14 protein-coding genes are annotated in these 17,282 nt (G+C 62.9%); 7 read left to right on the top strand and 7 right to left on the bottom strand.

Annotation, left to right across the window (positions count from 1 at the left end):
• Nucleotides 1–2: 2 nt before the first annotated feature.
• Nucleotides 3–1,115 (bottom strand): OBG GTPase family GTP-binding protein, encoded by a 1,113-nt coding sequence (locus OSC37_RS08465; RefSeq protein ID WP_267161032.1) that lies wholly within the window; start codon nucleotides 1,113–1,115, stop codon nucleotides 3–5.
• Between the two features lie 68 nt (nucleotides 1,116–1,183).
• Nucleotides 1,184–2,458: an MgtC/SapB family protein gene (locus tag OSC37_RS08460; RefSeq protein WP_267161031.1), complete on the bottom strand. Its 1,275-nt coding sequence runs from the start codon at nucleotides 2,456–2,458 to the stop codon at nucleotides 1,184–1,186.
• Between the two features lie 312 nt (nucleotides 2,459–2,770).
• Between OSC37_RS08460 and OSC37_RS08455 the strand changes: the two genes are divergently transcribed.
• The gene (locus OSC37_RS08455) at nucleotides 2,771–3,076 is read left to right on the top strand and encodes a hypothetical protein (RefSeq protein ID WP_267161030.1); all 306 of its coding nucleotides are present in this window, start codon (nucleotides 2,771–2,773) and stop codon (nucleotides 3,074–3,076) included.
• Nucleotides 3,077–3,120: 44 nt separating this feature from the next.
• Here OSC37_RS08455 and OSC37_RS08450 read toward each other — a convergent pair whose 3' ends face one another.
• Entirely contained in the window at nucleotides 3,121–5,376 is a 2,256-nt protein-coding gene (locus OSC37_RS08450) for a DUF7527 domain-containing protein (RefSeq protein WP_267161029.1), read from the bottom strand.
• Between the two features lie 90 nt (nucleotides 5,377–5,466).
• On the opposite strand from OSC37_RS08450, the gene cdd reads away from it, so the two are divergent.
• Together cdd and udp are read left to right on the top strand one after the other, a co-directional pair.
• Nucleotides 5,467–5,874, top strand: coding sequence for a cytidine deaminase (gene cdd, locus OSC37_RS08445; protein ID WP_267161028.1), 408 nt, complete (start codon nucleotides 5,467–5,469; stop codon nucleotides 5,872–5,874).
• Nucleotides 5,871–6,713, top strand: a complete 843-nt coding sequence (gene udp, locus OSC37_RS08440) for a uridine phosphorylase (RefSeq protein ID WP_267161027.1) — start codon at nucleotides 5,871–5,873, stop codon at nucleotides 6,711–6,713. The genes cdd and udp overlap by 4 nt, the downstream gene beginning before the upstream one ends.
• Before the next feature lie 133 nt (nucleotides 6,714–6,846).
• Here udp and OSC37_RS08435 read toward each other — a convergent pair whose 3' ends face one another.
• From OSC37_RS08435 to OSC37_RS08425, 3 genes are all read right to left on the bottom strand, one after another.
• Nucleotides 6,847–8,010: an NAD(P)/FAD-dependent oxidoreductase gene (locus OSC37_RS08435; RefSeq protein ID WP_267161026.1), complete on the bottom strand. Its 1,164-nt coding sequence runs from the start codon at nucleotides 8,008–8,010 to the stop codon at nucleotides 6,847–6,849.
• A gap of 93 nt (nucleotides 8,011–8,103) precedes the next feature.
• Nucleotides 8,104–9,663, bottom strand: a complete 1,560-nt coding sequence (locus tag OSC37_RS08430) for a glutamate-cysteine ligase family protein (RefSeq protein WP_267161025.1) — start codon at nucleotides 9,661–9,663, stop codon at nucleotides 8,104–8,106.
• 57 nt (nucleotides 9,664–9,720) lie between these two features.
• A complete protein-coding gene (locus OSC37_RS08425) occupies nucleotides 9,721–10,860 on the bottom strand; it encodes a threonine synthase (protein WP_267161024.1) in 1,140 nt (379 codons plus the stop codon).
• Nucleotides 10,861–11,031: 171 nt separating this feature from the next.
• Between OSC37_RS08425 and OSC37_RS08420 the strand changes: the two genes are divergently transcribed.
• From OSC37_RS08420 to OSC37_RS08410, 3 genes are all read left to right on the top strand, one after another.
• The gene (locus OSC37_RS08420) at nucleotides 11,032–12,459 is read left to right on the top strand and encodes a PAS domain S-box protein (protein ID WP_267161023.1); all 1,428 of its coding nucleotides are present in this window, start codon (nucleotides 11,032–11,034) and stop codon (nucleotides 12,457–12,459) included.
• A 160-nt stretch (nucleotides 12,460–12,619) separates the two neighbouring features.
• Nucleotides 12,620–14,056: an ester cyclase gene (locus OSC37_RS08415; protein WP_267161022.1), complete on the top strand. Its 1,437-nt coding sequence runs from the start codon at nucleotides 12,620–12,622 to the stop codon at nucleotides 14,054–14,056.
• Nucleotides 14,057–14,122: 66 nt separating this feature from the next.
• Nucleotides 14,123–16,435, top strand: coding sequence for a DEAD/DEAH box helicase (locus OSC37_RS08410; protein WP_267161021.1), 2,313 nt, complete (start codon nucleotides 14,123–14,125; stop codon nucleotides 16,433–16,435).
• Here OSC37_RS08410 and OSC37_RS08405 read toward each other — a convergent pair.
• A complete protein-coding gene (locus OSC37_RS08405) occupies nucleotides 16,432–16,803 on the bottom strand; it encodes an Ig-like domain-containing protein (protein ID WP_267161020.1) in 372 nt (123 codons plus the stop codon). The genes OSC37_RS08410 and OSC37_RS08405 overlap by 4 nt on opposite strands.
• Nucleotides 16,804–16,979: 176 nt before the next feature.
• Here OSC37_RS08405 and OSC37_RS08400 point away from each other — a divergent pair, with 176 nt between their 5' ends.
• On the top strand, nucleotides 16,980–17,222 hold the full coding sequence (locus OSC37_RS08400) for a DUF7861 family protein (RefSeq protein WP_267161019.1): 243 nt from the start codon (nucleotides 16,980–16,982) through the stop codon (nucleotides 17,220–17,222).
• Nucleotides 17,223–17,282 lie beyond the last annotated feature (60 nt).

Below are 17,282 nucleotides of genomic sequence, written 5' to 3'. Positions count from 1 at the left end.
GCCTACTTGCTCGTCACAATTCGCAGTACGTCCTCGTCTTCGAGTTCGTGGCCGGTGCCGACCTGTTGTTCGTCGTGCTTCGCGCTCGGGCCGCTCACGCGGGCGAACCGGAACCGCTCGTCGAAGCTGCCGCCGAGTTTCGTGCAGGCGTCTTCGACGGTATCGCCCTCGAACAACATCAGCGGCTCGTCGTAGTCGATGCCCCGTCCTGGCTTGTCCATATAGATGCGGATGAGGCCGAGTTCCTCCCAGATGCGTTCTTTGAGCGCGTCGAGACCCTTGTCTTTCTCGGCGCTGATGAAGATGGCCTCCTCGGGGTCGATATCGTGTCCGCGGAGCTGGTCGTCGACGGTCTCCTTGTAGTCGGGCTCGATGAGGTCTGCCTTGTTGACGCTCACTAGCGAGGGGAGATAGACACGATTGTCCCGGATGCCGTCGATGAGCTCGTCGATGTCGACGTGTTCGCCGATGGTCACGTCGGCGTTCGCGTAGCCGTGTTCACGGATGATCTCGGTGATTGTCCCCTCGCCGAGGTCGAGGTCGACGCTCGCGTTGATGGAGATACCGTCTTTGCCTTTGGGGCGAACCGAGATACGTGGGGGCTGCTGGTCGAGGCGGATGCCGTTCTTGTAGAGTTCGTCGTACAGACGCTGGTACTGGTCGATTTCGAACACAGAGAGGACGAAGACGACGAGGTCTGCCGTCCGGACGACCGAGAGCACCTCCTGACCGTCGCCGCGGCCGCCCGCGGCCCCCTCGATGAGGCCGGGCACGTCGAGCATCTGGATGTTCGCGCCGCGGTACTGCAACATGCCGGGGTTCACATCGATTGTCGTGAACTCGTAGGCACCGGTCTTGCTGTCGGCATTGGTCATCGCGTTGAGCATCGTCGACTTGCCAACGCTCGGAAATCCGACAAGTGCCACGGTCGCGTCGCCGTGTTTCTCGACAGCGTACCCTGGTCCACCGCCCGACGAGGACTGGCGTCTAGCGAACTCCTCTTTTTTCTCGGCGAGCTTAGACTTGAGCCGTCCGATGTGGGCCTCTGTCGACTTGTTGTACGGGGTTTCCTGAATCTCCTGCTCGATTTCGGCTATCTCCTCTTCGAGCCCCATTACCAGAACGTCAGACTGTCAACGGGCAAAAGGGCTTTCGTCCGGGTCGGTCGCCTGCTCTCTCCCAGTCACGCGAGACGCACCAGAAGATAGGCCAACAGCCCGGCGAGGCCGACAACAATCATCGGGAACGTTGCCCGCCGCCGCATTCCGGCGGTCGTCACCTCGACAAGGACGACCTTCGCCGTCAGGCTCGCGACGATAGCGAGTAACACCATCCCTGCAGCGGGCACAGCCCCGACGGAGCCGTTCGAGTGGACGGTCGCAGCCGACACCGCGACTGCAGCAGAGGAGACCAGCCCACCGGCAAACGAGGTGGCGTACAGCCCGAGTTCTCCGAACAGTTCCTCGCCGAGGACGCTCGCGAGGACGATGCCGACGTAGGCGACAGCGAACTTCCCGGCCGCAACGAACGAGAACGGCGACTCGAAGTCGAAATCGTACGCCTCGTCCGTCCCCTCCCGAGACAGCGCCAGATAGGCGAATCCAACGGTCAACACGAGCATAACCGCAATCGCGGGCCAGAGCACCCACGCCAGCGAGACCGCGAGAACCGACGCGATAGCAGCGTTGCGGACAATCATCGAACCAGTCGCGAGCAACAGCGCAGAGGAGGCGGCGTCGACTGCCTGCTCGGAGCGCTTTGCCATCCTGGCGAGGACGCCTGCCGTGGCAAGGGAGTTCGCACTGCCGGCGAGCAGTCCAGTCACCTGGAGACCGGTTGAGCCGCCGAACTGTCGCATCGAAACGTAGGCCCCGAACTGGATGAGCAACACAAAGATGGCGAACACCAGCACCTCGCGCAGGTTCACGACGCCGTATGGGTCGACCGGTTCCGTCGGCAAGATGGGATAGAGGATGAACACGAGCGCCCCGAGTTTCATCGAATCCGACAGCTCCTCGTCGGTGAGCCGGTCGACCGAGCCCTGAATCCGGTCTTTCTCTGTCAACAGGACCGCGGTGACGATAGCAATCGAGGTCGCCTCAAACACAAGGCCGTAGCCGACGAGCAGGCCGAGCACGCCGACCAGGAAGACGGTGACGCTCGTCGTGAAGCCGATTTCGTCGGACTGGAGTTCGAACCGGACGTAGGCGATAGCCAGCGCGAGCGCGCCGACTAGCCCAAGATACACAACAACCAGTTCAGGGGGGCCATCGCGCTCCGCGAGTTCGACCACTGCCGGTGCTGTCCCCGAGAGCAGTGCCAGCGTCCGAACGCCGGCAAACTTATCGAGACGCTCGCGTTCGAGCCCGATTAGGCCGCCGATAGCTATCGCGATGGCGACGTGGACCAGCAGGTCGGGCACGGCAAGCACTTCTGGCACAGTCGATACATCCACCATACTCACACACTCCAGATAGCTTGATAACAGCGGTGCCGTTTCAACACTTGTTGACACACTACATATGTATGTCGAGTGACTTAAAATCGCGGGCGGGACGGGACCGGCCTGGGAGACTGTCAACCGGGTCAACTATTCCCAAGCGTTTTTATACCCGTTTCGCCAAGATTAGGTCACAGCTTCGAAACGGTCACCCTCGCCCCGCGCAGTGGTATATACCGGCATCAGTTTCCGATACGTGGTCTCCCTTTCCGGTAATGCGCTCACCCGACAATAACTTTTAAATGAACGCAACACTAGTTAACAAGTGCCATGATAGATAGGCTTGAAAAAGAAGTCGATATGCTGGAGCGTCACTTGCAGGTCTTGCGAATGGTCATCGAGAACGAACCAATCGGCATTGTCAAGATGTCGAACGAGACCGGTTACCCGCATCACAAGGTTCGATACTCGCTTCGAGTCCTTGAGGAAGAAAACCTCATCGAGCCGTCGAGCCAGGGAGCGATCACCACTGAAGACACTCACGACTTCGTCGAGGAACTCGACGGCAAAATCGACCACATCGTCGAGAAACTCGACGGGATGAAAATCGAGACTGCTCCGGAAGCCGAGAACTAATTGCTGCGTGTTGTTGTCTCGTCTTGGACTCACCGCCCGAGAGCTTATAGCTCGGGAACGAGCATCGTGAAGTTCTCGTTGCGCGCCTCGACCAGACAGAGGTGATACCCCCGTTTGCGCGAGAGATTGACGAAGCTTTTGCGTTTGCTCCGACTGAGCAGGCCGCTCTTTGTCGCGTCGTCGGCCGTCTCCAGTGCGGGCGGCTCGAAGAAGCTCCGCGTGACGAGGAATGCCCCCGCGAAGGCGTCGCTGGTCTGGCCGACACGCTCGGCAGCCCGAACGAGATTCTCCATCATCGACTGGGTCGCGCCCTCCCGGGAGTCGTTGACGTTTGCGACGAGTAACGGCTCACCCATCCGGTTTCGCAGGACGATATCGAACGACTCCTCCGAGCGCGTCTCCTGACCGTCCTCCTTGTAGACGACGTCGACCGTCCCCTTCATGTCGGCCCAGTCGATGACCGGCAACGCGTCGTAGAGGTCTTTCAGGGCCTTTTCGTGGCCGGTCTCGCGTATCTCGAACAGGAGGTTGCCGACGACCCAGTTGACGAAGCGATACTCCAGGGTGGATTCGAGGAACTCGCTGTACTCCTGGCCGCCGACCGCGACGGCCTCTGCGTCGAACTGCGTATTCTGTTCGAGCTGGAGGTTGCTGAGTACGTCCTCACGGCGGTTGCTCCCGTCGTGGGCTTTCTCCAGGGTCGCATCGCCTTTGGACCTGTATCGCGGGAAGATGTCGGTGCCTGTCAGGGCCTCTGCCGGTGTTATCCGACGCTCAGCGTCTGTCGCGGCTCCCAGCTCTGTCTCCAGGCGCTCTAGTTCCTCACGAAGTTGTTCGACCTCTGTTGCGAGTTCGTCACGCTCCTCGCGGACGGTTTCGAGCTGGGATTTCGCGTCGTCGTACTCTGTCGTCTTCCGGTCGAGCTCGGACTCCAGGCGCTCGATTTCCTCGTCTCTGTCTGCTATTTCGGACTCCAGCTCCTCGATTCGCTCGGGGTCGGCGGCCTGTGTCGTCTCTTTTGTGTGGCTGGATTCGTTCTCTGTCCGTCCGCCGCTGTCGTCTGTGGCTGCCTCTCTGTCTGCCCGGCTCCCGGCCGAGTCGCGGTCTGTGTGCTGTGTCGTCTCCTCGGTCTCTGTCTGGTCGGCTGTTCGCGTCGCCGGCTGGCCCGCGGGCTCTTGCTCTGTGGACTGCTGTGTCTGGCTCCGCTCGGGGTAGGACTGCTGGGGTTCCGTAGTCTGCTCGATTGAATCGGCCCGAGCGCCGTTGGTGCTCTCGTCGGGCTCGGCGGTCTTTTTGGGGTCGAGGGAGGGAATTGCTCGCGTTTCGAGGGCGAGATTTGGCTCCTCCGTCGAGCGCGAGCGCCCCCGACTCCCTGCCTGTTCGGTCTGCTGGTCGCTTCGCCGTTTCGCCTCCGCTGTCTGGCCGCCGCCTCGTGGAGAGGACTCTCCGCTGGCGGCAGCGGCAGTCTGCTCTTCGACGGCCTGGGTCGCCGTTGTGCCCGTTGTCGCCGACCCTTGAGTGGCTCCTGTTGGCTCGGCTCTCTCTTGGCTCTCGTGTTCCTCTGTCTCTGTGGTGGCCGTCTCGTCGCGGTTCGCTGCTGTCACATCGTTTCCGGGGTCGTCTGTTGTCACATCGTCCTCGGCGTCGACTGCTGGCTCGTGGTCTTCGGTGGTCTCGTCGTCGACACGTTCCTCTGTGTCGTCCACCTCCGCTGGCTCGGCCTCGTCGGCGGCCGTATCGTCTGTCTCCTCCAGGGGTTCTTCGATCTCGGGAAGGTCGATAATCTCGATGTCTGCCGGACGAACCTGGTAGATGCCGACCTCGTCGTCTGCGGTCTCGAAGGCCTCGTCGCCGTCGACCAGCCGCGAGGACTCCCCGATGAAGCCGACACTCATGGACTGGCCGGCGTGATACACCTGGTAGTAGTCGCCGCTGAGGACGTTGTCAGCGAGTTCGATGTAGCCGGTGAAGCCGCCGTTGCTGAGCGTGCTGTCGACCTCGGAGATTGCGGTCTTCTCGGTGTAGTACTCCGCGCGCACCTCGTCGTTGGTCTCCTGCATCACCGCGAGTAACGGCAGCGCGGGGGAGGGAGACTCGTAGGCCGTCCCGCTCCCATCGAAATCATCGATATCTCCGTGGCGGATGCCGACGACGGCGCCTTTCGTTATATAGAGTTCCGCGCCGCCGGCTCGGACGGCACCCGAAAACCCATCCTCGGCCAGCTCGTGCAACGAGCGGTAGCCGTCTGAAAACGGCCGCTCACGCCACTCGTCGACGCGGTCGACCACGCGTGTGCTCATTGTGTGTGACAAGCCCCAAGCGAACCATATACTTTGCGGCCCCGGTTCGGTGTCGGAGAGTATTTGCTCCCGCAACTCCACGCCCGTGACATGGACGCTGACCAACTCATCGCCGAGGCACGCGAGGCGCTTGCGACAGCGTACGCCCCGTACTCGGAGTACCAGGTGGGTGCGGCCCTCCTGACCGCTGACGGAACGGTCTACACCGGCTGCAATATCGAGAACGCGAACTACTCGAACAGTCTCCACGCCGAAGAGGTCGCGGTCGGAACGGCAGTCCGGGAGGGTCACCGCGAGTTCGCGGCGCTTGCGGTCACATCGGCGGCCCGTGATGGCGTCACACCCTGTGGGATGTGTCGTCAGACACTCGCGGAGTTCTGTGTGGATGAGTTTGAGGTCCACTGTGACACCGGCGACGACGTTCAGACGTACACGCTCGGGACCTTGCTCCCGGATACGATTTCGGCGGAGACACTCGACACGGAGGAGTCACCATGACAGCAGAGGACGACACCAACACAACACACGGCAGCGAAGATCCGAAAACTGACGAACAGTACCACCTCGAAGTAACCGACGGCGACGTGGCCGAGGGGGTGCTCCTGCCCGGCAACCCCGAGCGCGTCGAGAAGATCACCGACTGCTGGGACGACCACGATATCGTCGCCGACCACCGCGAGTACCGGACCGCGACCGGCACCTACGATGAGACGCCAATCTCTGTCACGTCGACGGGCATCGGCGCACCCTCCAGCGCAATCGCGGTCGAAGAACTCGCCCGCGTTGGCGCGGACACGCTTGTCCGTGTCGGCTCCTGTGGCGCAATCCAAGAGGAAACCGACGTGGGGGACCTGATAATCACGAGCGGCGCGGTCAGACAGGAGGGGACCAGTAAGGAGTACGTCCGTGAGGAGTACCCCGCCGTCGCCGACCACGCTGTCGTCGCGGCACTCGCCGCGGCCGCTGACGAACTGGGCTACGACTACCACGTCGGCCTGACCGCCAGCACCGACAGCTTCTACGCCGGCCAGAGCCGCGAAGGGTTCGAGGGCTTTCTCGCCCGCGACGCAGACGACAAAATCGAGGAACTCCGCGAAGCCGGCGTCCTCAACTTCGAGATGGAGGCAAGCGCAATCCTGACACTCGCCAATATCTATGGCCTCCGGGCCGGCGCAGTCTGTACGGTGTACGCTGACCGGACGACAGGCGAGTTTGAGGTCACCGGCGAGAGCAAGGCCGCAAAGACCGCGAGCAAGGCAATCTCGCTGCTCGCCGAGATGGACGACCGTGCGGACGAGGCAGGCGCAGACGCCTGGCACGCGGGACTCGGGCTGTAAGGGGACGATAGCGCGGTCGTCTACGTACGCAATACAACGACAGACGAGACGAGTCTCGCTGCCGAGGTCGACTTACAGAAGGAGGTCGTCGTTTCGGTGACCGACTGGCGGGACATCTCCTGAGCCGCGGGGCCTACATGTCGGGCCAAGCCTTCATCGCGGTGCCGACGCCCGTAATCGAGGCAATCCAGCGGGCGGCGATTGCCTTCTTGAGCGTCTTCGCCGGGAACCCACCGAACGTATCGAGGAACGGAAACAGCGACACGTCGTGGGCAACGGCTGCCTCGCCCACCGAGATGACCGTTCCCTTGTCGTCGTAGGTCCACTCCTTGAGCGGGCGGTTATGGATGGTGCGGGCGATGTTCTCGCCGACGACTTCGGCGGCCTGCCAGGCGGCCTGTGCGGTCGGCGGCGCGGGGTCCTCGCCCTGCTCGATGAGCGCACAGTCACCGAGGGCGAACACGCGCTCGTTCGAGGTTTGGAACGTCTGGCCGGTGTTGAGACGGTGGTTGCGGTCGTCTTTCTCGACGTCGACATCGCCGACGGTGTCCTGGCCGGTGATACCGCCGGTCCAGATGAGCACGTCGTGCTCGAGTTCGTCGTCCTCGCCGAGGTGGGCCCGCTCTTCGTCGACTTCACTGATGAAGTCGCCGGTCAGGATGTTCACGTCCCGGGCCTCCAGACGGGACCGGAGTGCCTGCTGGATGCTCTCGTCGTTGCCGGGGAAGATTTCGTCCAGCCCCTCGACGAGGTGGATGTCGATTGGGGCGTTGTGCTCGTCGCGGTACTCGGCGATTTCGCCGGCGGTCTGGATGCCAGAGAGGCCTGCGCCGCCGACGACAACCTGGGCGGGGTCGGACTGGGTCGCCTCGCGTGCGGCTTCTTTGATATCGTCGTGAATCGCCATCGCGTCGTCGAGACCCTTGAGCGTGTGTGCGTACTCTTCGAGGCCGTCGATACCGAAGAAAGCAGTCTGGGAGCCGACCGCGACGAGGAGGTAGTCGTAGTCGTGTTCACTCCCGTCTTCGAGGTGGACTGTTCGGTCCTCGACGTCGATGTCTTCGGCGGTCCCCTGGCGAAACTCTGTGCGTGGGGACTTGATGTCCTCGATTGGAATCGTAATCTTGTCTGCGACGTTGGGGTCGCTGATACAGCGGTGTGACTCGTGCAAGACGAGGTGATACTCCGTATCCGAAATCCAGCGGATGTCCGCCTCGCCGTCAAGTTCGTCTTCGAGACTCCGTACTGCGCCAGCGCCCGCGTACCCGGACCCGAGTACGACGACCTGCTCCGTCATACAGACGACTCGTGAGTGCGTGGATACAAAGGCTTTGACTTAGCGACGTGCCCGTTATCTGTTACCAGATGTCTCACAAAGCCGCACTCGGTGCTACTGGACGCGGTAGCTGTAGGTTTCGATCCACGCGCCAAAGTCACTATCGAGCAGCGTCTCCGACTGCCGCCTGAAGTACTGCCGTTGCATCGCGATGATTGCCTCCTCGAATGTGGCACCGTCGTCGAGTTCGTGACAGACTTGCTGAATCTTCCAGCGTGCCGGGGTCAGGCCGTGACGGACCCGCCGCCGGAGTGGGCCGATGTACCGGCCGATAGCCTCCTCGGATATTCCACAGCTCCGAAGTCCTTCAGCGGCGTGCTCGAACAGGTCGGTGAAGATAGCTTCTGTGTCGGTCGTGCGCTCACCGTCGCCGGTAATCCAGGTCAGCCTGGCCTGGAGGCCGTCGTCGGCGGCGAGATAGAAGTTGTCCCGCGCGGTCGTCCAGTCGAGTTCGGCGACCGGGTGGTCGGCGGCCGGCAATGCCTCCATCAACCCGGCGAAGGCCGCTTGGAAGGCGATGGTGTCCCGGACGGTCGGCTGGGCGGCGATGGGACGGAACTCGATGCGGGCGTTCGCCTGTGATCCCGAACTCCCCCCAAACACCGGCCGCACCCACCGCCAGTAGGTCCCGTGTTTCGTCTGGAACGCGCTGTACTCGCCGTCCTCGACCGGCATCGGGACCAGCAGGTCGTCCTCGACGATACGGTTGATGGCCTCCTCCACGGAGCCGATATCTCGCGGGAAGCGCACCTTGTCGGGGCCGTTCCGAGGGTTCAACACCGACTCGAAGACACCGATTCGGTTTCCCATGTGGGTCTCGGCGAGAATCTCCGACGGCGGCGCGTCGTCGTACAGGTCCGGCGGAAACAGCGGTGAGTTGACGCCGAGAGCGAGCAGCGGGCCGGCGATTCGGAGCGCGTACCGGAACCGCTCGGGCAGGCTCTTCGCCCGGGGCACCTGGTAGTGTGGCTGTGTCGACGTGATGAGACTCTCGGGGACGACCGTCTGTGCCGACAGCGAGACATGTGGCGCGTCGAGTTCCATCGCCGGCGTCACGTCACCGCCGGCGTTCGACATCGCGTGATACCGCGGCTCTTCCGACATGTTCGCCGCAACCTCGACGCCGTCGACGGTGGTGCTATCGGTAAGATACCCTCTCGTGGTCTCGCCCTGGGACGGAATTGTCCAGAGGCCGTCGCTGACCAGCATCAGCCCCTCGCTGCGGATGTATTCGTTTGCGGTCCGGAGCTGTGCAGCAACGGTCGCCTCCTGTGCGCGCAGCCCGTCGGCGTTCAGCGGCAACGGACTCGTCGACAGCTCGGCGTTGTGGAGACCAAGCTCCTGTTCAAAGCGGATGAAATCCAGCAACTGGCGCGGAACACGCTGGAGAGACCCTACGGCCTCCTCAGATGTTTCGGGGGTGTTTGTCCCAGTTCCGCTGGCAATTGCGTAGAACTCGTACTCCAGTCCGATAATTGCCTGTGGGTTGTCGAACACTCCCGCCTCGATTGCCTCGGTAATCGCCTCGGCATCGGCACGCACTTGCTCACAGAACGCCTCCGGGTCGACCGATAACACCTCCTGGACCTGCGAGACGAACGCTTGACTGGTCATAACGAGTGTCTCGGTATCACCCCTCTTCAATGTGACGGCGGACTGACTAAAGTGCGCTCAGATACCTTGCTTCATCAGGTGGCTCCGCAGAATGTCGGCCTCGCGGTTCGCCGTCGCGGGGTTGACGAGCACGACCGTCTCATCGGTGTCGAAGGCGTCGTCGGCAAGGTTTCGGGCACCGGCGGCCGCGGCACCGCCGGTCGCACTCAGCGGAACACCCGCGGCCGCGAGCGAGGCCGCGCCCTCCAGTATGTCGTCGTCTTCGGCCGCGACTGCGGTGCCGTCTGTCTCTGCAAGTGCGTCAAGCGCGAGCGCCCCTCCGGCTGGCGCTGGCACCTCCAGTGCGCCACAGATGGTATCGGGATGCTCGACCGACGTTGGCTCGTCGCCGGCGTCGACCAGCGGGGCACAGCCCTCAGGCTGGGCGGCATAGAGGCGGGGAACGTCCCCGAGATGGTCCGTCTCTGTGAACTCGCGAAAGCCCTTAGCGAGTCCGTACAGCCCCGTCCCGTGGCTCGTCGGGTGGACGACCGCGTCGGGTGCGTCGTCGAGTTCGGCGAGCAGGTCGTAGGCGAGTGTCTTCGCGCCCTCGTGGCGGTACGGCGTCCCAAAGGGGGCAAGTGAGCGCCACTCTTCCTCGGCGCTTGCTTCCTCGAAGACCTCGGCGGCATCGGAGTAACGGCCGCCGACGACAGACATTTCGCCGCCGTGGACGTTTATCATCGCCTTGTTCGCAAACACCGACCGCGAGGGGACGAAACACTCTGCCTCCAGTCCCGCGCGGGCGGCGTAGGCTGCGGCCGCCTGTCCGCCGTTGCCGGTCGTCGGCAGCGCGACCGTCTCGGCTCCGGCCTCGTGTGCGGCGGTGACCGCGACGGCCATCTCGCGGTCGACCAGGGCGCCGGTGGGGTTGTGTCCTTCGTCGGCGACCAGCACGCGGCCGACGCCCAACTCCGTGGCCAGGTCGGGGCTTTCAATCAGCGTCACACCGCCCTCCCCGATGGTCACGGGGTCATCGAAAGGCAGAACGGCTGCCCGCTCACCGTTGTGAACTCTCTCGTGTGCGCGTTCGAGCGTCGCCTCGTCATAGACTGGGTCGAGGAGCCCGTCACAGTCTGGACAGCGCTCGGCACTCGCGTCGGTCGTCGTCTCACAGGACAGACAGCGAAGTCCGGCGAATCCTTCTGTCGTCTCCATACTCCGGTCTCAGGACTCTGCTGACTAAGTCCTGTCCTTCGTGGTGACTGCCTGCCAGTCGAGAAAATCACTCTGGTTGGCTATCCTGTCTCGTGTCGCAGGCGAGCTGTGACCCTAACAATGTTGGCTTTGGTATTATACTAAGTAAGCCTCTATTTCGTTCTAGATATCATGTCTGAAGCGACCGAGCCCTCATCGCTCACCGAGATGCCAGAGGTTTCGGTCACGACCATCATGGAGAGCATCCCCGACGCGGTTATCGTCGCTGAATTCGGATCGAACGAGATTGTCGCGGTCAACGACGCTGCAACAGAGCTATTCGACTGCCGGACAGACGACCTCATCGGAGCAGACAGACGGACACTTCACCCCACAGACAACATCGACGCCTACAGGGAGGCGTTCCACAGGGGGCTGAACGGCGACAAGGTTGAGCGACTCCAGGACGGGAGTCCAGTGTACATCGAGACGTGGGATGGCAAGCGGGTCCCGGTCGAAATCAACGCGCAGCGTATCGAAGCGAACAACCGGACCCTCGTGCTGGGCGTGTTTCGGGACATCAGTACCCGTATCGATCGGGAGAATCAACTCAAAGAGGCGACTGCCCGGCTGAACACGCTGGTGGACGCGACGCCGTTCCCGGTTGCTGTTCTCGACCCAGAGGGCACCGTCCAGCTGTGGAACCAGGCGGCAGAGGAGACCTTCGGCTACGGTGCCGAGGAAATTGTCGGCACACAGTACCCGCTGTTCGTCGACGACGAGCAATTTCAGTCTCTGTTCGAGCGCGTGTTAGACGGCGGGACAGTTGGTGGCTGCGAAGCAGTCCACCGGGCCAGAGATGGCTCGCGTCTCGATGTCGAACTCTACGCGCGGCCGCTGTACGAGGACGGCGAGATTACTGGCTCTATCGGGTCTGCAATCGATATCACGGACCGAAAGCGACGGAACCAGCAACTCGATGTGTTACACCGTCTGCTGCGGCACAATCTGCGCAACAAACTCACGATCATCCAGGGATACGCCTCGATGCTCCAGTCCGGAGAGTCGGTCGACAACGCGGCCCGAGAAGACGCAGTCGAGAAAATCCTCGCGGCCACCGCCGAGTTATCCGACCTGAGTACCCACGCGGTCCAGTCCCGAACGCTCAGTAGCGCCGCTGGTTCGGCGCGAACCGACCTCTCGACGCTGCTGGCGAATCTGCGCGAGACCGACGCTGCCGTCTCGGAGGCGACCGTCGAGGTACCGACGGTCGAGGCGCAGGCAGTCGTCTCGAAACAGGCAGTCGATGCACTCTCGCGGCTTCTCACCCGCATCGTGGAGTACATCGAGACACCGACAATCGACCTGGCTGTCGAGATACGCGACAGGTACGTGCAACTCGACATCCACGGCGAAACGGCGTTGCTCGCGGGCGGCGACGCCGAACTCATCAGAAACGGGACCGAAACCGACCTGCGACACGGCAGCGACCTCGATGTCGCACGGACCTATCTCGCGGTGACCGGCGTCGGCGGCGACATCATCCCGCTGGACAGCGCGTCGGGGCCGCGGTCCCTCCGCGTCGAGATTCCACGCCTTGAAGCTGAATCGAGCGACTGACAGTGATTATTGCGAGGCGTTCCCGCCACTGTTTCATTTCCCGCCCATATCGGGCCGTGAAACGAGTAATTCCCTGAAATAGGCCCGAAAAGTACCCGACTAATCAGTATGACTGGTTGGTGGGCCAACAGCTTTATTCTCGACGCTCGACCCAAAGATAATGACTGTCACAGAGAAGAATAAGGCGCTCGTTCGCCGCTATTTCGACGAAATCGAAGCAGGAAATCTCGACGTTATCGACGAACTGTCCGCCGACGAACTCACCGCGAAATACGATGTCGCTCGATCCGACATCGAGCGCCTCGGCCGAGACGGGCTGACCGATGTCATCGACGAAATACTCACTGCCTTTCCGGACACGAGTATCGTCTCACAGTCGCTGTACGCAGAGGGCAACACCGTCATCTCGATTCAGACCTGGCGCGGAACACACCTCGGGGAATACCGGGGTGTTCCGCCCTCGGGCAACGAAATCACCTACAAACTCTGGGGACGGTTCGTAATCGAAGACGGTGAAATCGTCCGCTCGGCCGTCCAGGGAAGTGACTTCGACCTGTTCGCACAACTCGGCCTGGAACTGTCTATCGAAGGCTACCAGACGCTCATCGAGACAGCACCCAATCCCATCGTCATCGCTGACGCTGACACTGGCCGCGTTCTCGAAACGAACACTGCTACCGAATCACTTGTTGAGCGGCCGCGAAGCGAAATTATCGGCACTCACCAGATGGAGCTACATCCCTCTGACCAGCGGTACGACAGCCTGTACGCGGAATCCGTGGCACAGGCCCGCGACTCGCCCGTTTCTGTTGCCACCTTTGAGGACGGCAGCGATATCGAACTCGTCCGCGCTGACGGCTCACGCCTCCCTGTCGAAGTCAGCGCACAGGTCGTGACCCTGGCCGAGCGACCGACACTGGTCTCTATCTACCGGGATGTCTCCCAACAACGACGCCGCGAGCAACGGACGCAGGTGCTCAACCGACTGCTTCGACACAACCTCCGGAACGAGGTCTCGGTTATCACCGGGTTGGCAGGTGTCCTCGGCGAGAGCCTGGACGGGGAAAACGAGGAGAAGGCCCGTCAGATTCAACATACTGCCCGCGAGCTGGCCGGCCTCGGTGAGAAGGCACGCCTTGCCGCCCAGCTTGCGGCCGTCGACAACACACAGGCGACACAGGTGTCGGCTCGCGGTCTCGTCGACGAAGTGGTCGCCGAGGTCGGTCTCAGCGACATCCAGACGGATTTCTCCGATCCAGTGACAGTGTTGACCGACCGAGGCGCGGTCAAGATTGCACTTCGGGAGGCACTCGAAAACGCCGTCGAACACACGACCAGCGACCCTCGCATCGAGGCCCACTCCGAGAACGGAGACCACGTCGAAATCGCCGTCACGGACTCTGGACCAGGCATTCCATCGGCCGAACTGGCCGCCCTGAGGGAAGGCGAGGAGACTCCGCTCACCCATGGCAGCGGCATCGGACTCTGGCTCATCTACTGGGCGACCGATGCAGTCCGTGGGGATGTCGATTTTGAGCGAACAGGCTCTGGGACACGCGTTGTGCTTTCGATTCCGTCGCTCGACGCAGCGTCGTAGCCGCGCCACGGCGCGAGTGGCGGCCGCGATAGAAACGTTCTGGACGCTCCAGGCCGAACGGTCACTGTGGACGAGACTATCGCGTGGCTCCAGGAGCGGCCGTACTACAGCGGACAGCTCGAAACACACCGCGTCGTCTCCGGCAGCGACGCGAGTTCGCGCGCGGTCGACTTGCCCGATCGACTGGACCGGGCGCTGGACAAACAGGGAATCACCGACCTCTACGACCACCAGGCGGCCGCAATCGAGGCTGTCAGAGGCGGCGACAACGTCGTCCTCGCCACGCCGACCGCGAGCGGGAAGAGCCTCGCATACACCGTCCCGGCCGTCGAGCGCGCACTCGCCGACGGGGAGACGACGCTGTATGTCGCCCCGCAGGTCGCGCTCATCAACGACCAGGAGGAGACGCTATCGGCCGTTGCCCGCTCGCTTGGCTTTGGAACGACCGTCACTGTCGACCAGTACACCGGACGGCTCTCGAAACAGGAGAAGCGAGCGGTCCGGGACCGCCGGCCGACACTCGTGCTCACGACGCCCGACATGCTCCATTACGGGCTGTTGCCCCACTCCCGACGGCTCTGGGACTGGCTGTTCGAGAACCTCTCGACGGTCGTGCTCGACGAGGTCCACGAGTACCGCGGTGTCTTCGGCAGCCACGTCGGGCTGGTGATGCGCCGTCTCGCACGCATGTGTCGAGAGTTCGGAGCCGACCCCCAGTACGTCTGCTGCTCGGCGACGATCGACAACCCAATCGAGCACGCCGCGACGGTCACCGGCCAGTCGCCGGCGTCGTTCACGCTCGTCGACGACGACGCCAGTGCCACCGGGCCGACCCACTGGCTGTTCTGGAATCCGCCCGCAGACGGCGGCGGCCACGGGAGCCGGCGCTCCAGTCACACCGAAACGAAACGCCTCTTTGTCGACCTCGTGAGCCGAGGATACCAGACGGCGGTCTTCACCCGGGCGCGCCAGACCGCCGAACGCTATGCCACCGACAGTGCGCGCGACCTCCGCGAGCGCGGGGAGGGCGACCTCGCCGACGGCATCGCTGCCTACCAGGCCGCCCTCTCGAACGACCGTCGCGAGGAGCTCGAAGCGGGCCTCAACGACGGAACTGTCCGGGGCGTCTGGAGCACGAAAGCCCTCGAACTCGGGGTCGATATCGGCGGCCTCGACGCTGTCCTCCTCGACGGCTACCCCGGAACACGGATGGCAACATACCAGCAGGCCGGCCGGGCTGGCCGCGGTCAGGAGCCGAGTCTCGTAGCGCTGGTCGCCGGTGAGGACCAGCTCGACCAGTACGTGATGGCCCACCCCGAGGAGTTCTTCGAGGGCGACCCCGAGCGCGCGGTCGCCGATCCGCACAACGACCAGCTACTCCCCGCACACATCAGAGCTGGCGCGACCGAATCCTGGCTCCGCCCGAGCGACGACGCCCACTTCGGCGAGTCGTTCCCGAGCCACGTCGCTACTCTCACCGACGAGGGGGAACTAGAACGCCGGCAGACTGGCGACGGCCTCCGCTGGTTCGATGCCAGCGACGGGAGCCCCCAACACGAGATGAGCCTCCGGAGCATCGACGACCGTGAAATCACGCTTATCGACGCGAGCCGGGACGAACGCATCGGCGGCCTCTCGCTTGGCGACGCGCTCCGGGACGCCCACACTGGCGCAATCTATCACCACCAGGGGACAACCTACGAGGTGGCGGATCTGGACCTGCGCCGAGACTTGGCGACGTTGCGACCGACGCGGGCCAATCACTACACGCAGGTGCGCCACGAGAAGACGATGGTCATTGACGACGACCGCGACGAGAAGCAACTGTCGACCTGTGCGGACGTGACCGTCCGCTTTGCCGACGTGACGATGTACAAACAGATTACGGGCTTCGAACGCCGGGACAGCCGTAGCGGCGAGGTACTCGGTCGCGAGGAACTGGACGTGCCCGAGACGAGCCTGGAGACGCGGGCGCTGTATTTCACCGTTCCGACCGACCTGAAACAACAGCTGCTGGCCGCAGACGGGAGCTTCCCCGGCGCGATTCACGCCGCCGAACACGCGATGATTGCGCTGTTTCCCCTCCTGGTCGTCTGTGACCGCCGTGACATCGGCGGGCTCTCGACACCGATGCACCCACACACCGACAGGAGTACCATCTTCATCTACGACGGATATCCGGGCGGTGTCGGCCTCTCGCGGGCCGGCTACGACGACATCGAGGAGTTGATGGCCGAAACCACGTCGATGCTCGTCGACTGTCCGTGTTCGGATGGCTGCCCGGCCTGTGTCCAGTCGCCACACTGCGGAAACGGAAACGACCCGCTCGATAAAGCGTTGGCGCGAAAGCTACTTGGTACTGTCCTCAGCGCCGACTAGCGGTAGAGTCCCTCGGTGAGGGAGACGGTGCCGTTGCCGACTTCGACGAGTGCAGTTTTGCTCGGCCTCTCGCCGATTTCACAGGTGGCCGTCTGCTGGCGGCGACCGTCGAGTTCGACGCGGACCTCGTACTCTCCGGGGGGAATCCGACCAAGTTCACTGACAGTCTTGCCAGGGGTGAGATAGTACCGGTTCGCGAAGACCAGTCCGTCGTCGTCCGAGACGCGCACTGTGAGTGTATGCTCCCGCGAAACGTCGAAGTTCCGGAGATGCAACTCTTCACTGCGCCTGGCGATACGTCGGTCGGCAGTCTTGTCGGCCGTCTCCTCTGGCGCGACGTCTGTGGAGAGCTGTGCTGATTGCAGCATCTGTACCTGTTTCTATGTTCCCTCTCTCCCTGAGTACCGGTGCTAGCAGCTACGACTCCCTGCAGATCTCATACTAGCTATACAGATACCGCTTGCTCGTCCTGTCTGTCGCCGGCCTACATCCACAGAGACAGTGTCAGCGAAAGACCGACACGGACGGCGACCACAGAACGGGTATGGACCACGACCGCATTCACGCCCAAAAACCGACCCACGACATCGAGCGCTGGTCTGTCGGGACGATTGCGGCAATCGACCAGCGGGACGGACACTGCGTTGTCACGGTCGCGGCCGACGACGAGACAGTCGAACTCACCGTCACACTCGCCGTCCGGGACCTGTTTCTGAGTCGACTGGATATCGAGGACGGGGGGTCGCCAGTTGGCGAGCGCGTCTGGTTTCGGGTGCGTGGCGGCTGATGGTGAGGAGTGCGGGCCCGGCCAAGCCTGTCATAGAAAATGTCTCACGGAGTGGCCAGC

Source organism: Halovenus salina (genome assembly GCF_026410925.1).
Classification (GTDB): Archaea; Halobacteriota; Halobacteria; order Halobacteriales; family Haloarculaceae; genus Halovenus; species Halovenus salina.
This window is presented reverse-complemented; position numbering and strand designations above follow the sequence as displayed.

Coding starts and splice junctions, on each gene's coding strand:
- OSC37_RS08400 (WP_267161019.1), top strand. CDS start 16,980: ATGGACCACGACCGCATTCACGCCCAAAAACCGACCCACGACATCGAG.
- OSC37_RS08415 (WP_267161022.1), top strand. CDS start 12,620: ATGACTGTCACAGAGAAGAATAAGGCGCTCGTTCGCCGCTATTTCGAC.
- OSC37_RS08455 (WP_267161030.1), top strand. CDS start 2,771: ATGATAGATAGGCTTGAAAAAGAAGTCGATATGCTGGAGCGTCACTTG.
- cdd (WP_267161028.1), top strand. CDS start 5,467: ATGGACGCTGACCAACTCATCGCCGAGGCACGCGAGGCGCTTGCGACA.
- OSC37_RS08425 (WP_267161024.1), bottom strand. CDS start 10,860: ATGGAGACGACAGAAGGATTCGCCGGACTTCGCTGTCTGTCCTGTGAG.
- OSC37_RS08460 (WP_267161031.1), bottom strand. CDS start 2,458: ATGGTGGATGTATCGACTGTGCCAGAAGTGCTTGCCGTGCCCGACCTG.
- OSC37_RS08420 (WP_267161023.1), top strand. CDS start 11,032: ATGTCTGAAGCGACCGAGCCCTCATCGCTCACCGAGATGCCAGAGGTT.
- OSC37_RS08435 (WP_267161026.1), bottom strand. CDS start 8,010: ATGACGGAGCAGGTCGTCGTACTCGGGTCCGGGTACGCGGGCGCTGGC.
- udp (WP_267161027.1), top strand. CDS start 5,871: ATGACAGCAGAGGACGACACCAACACAACACACGGCAGCGAAGATCCG.
- OSC37_RS08465 (WP_267161032.1), bottom strand. CDS start 1,115: ATGGGGCTCGAAGAGGAGATAGCCGAAATCGAGCAGGAGATTCAGGAA.
- OSC37_RS08430 (WP_267161025.1), bottom strand. CDS start 9,663: ATGACCAGTCAAGCGTTCGTCTCGCAGGTCCAGGAGGTGTTATCGGTC.
- OSC37_RS08450 (WP_267161029.1), bottom strand. CDS start 5,376: ATGAGCACACGCGTGGTCGACCGCGTCGACGAGTGGCGTGAGCGGCCG.
- OSC37_RS08405 (WP_267161020.1), bottom strand. CDS start 16,803: ATGCTGCAATCAGCACAGCTCTCCACAGACGTCGCGCCAGAGGAGACG.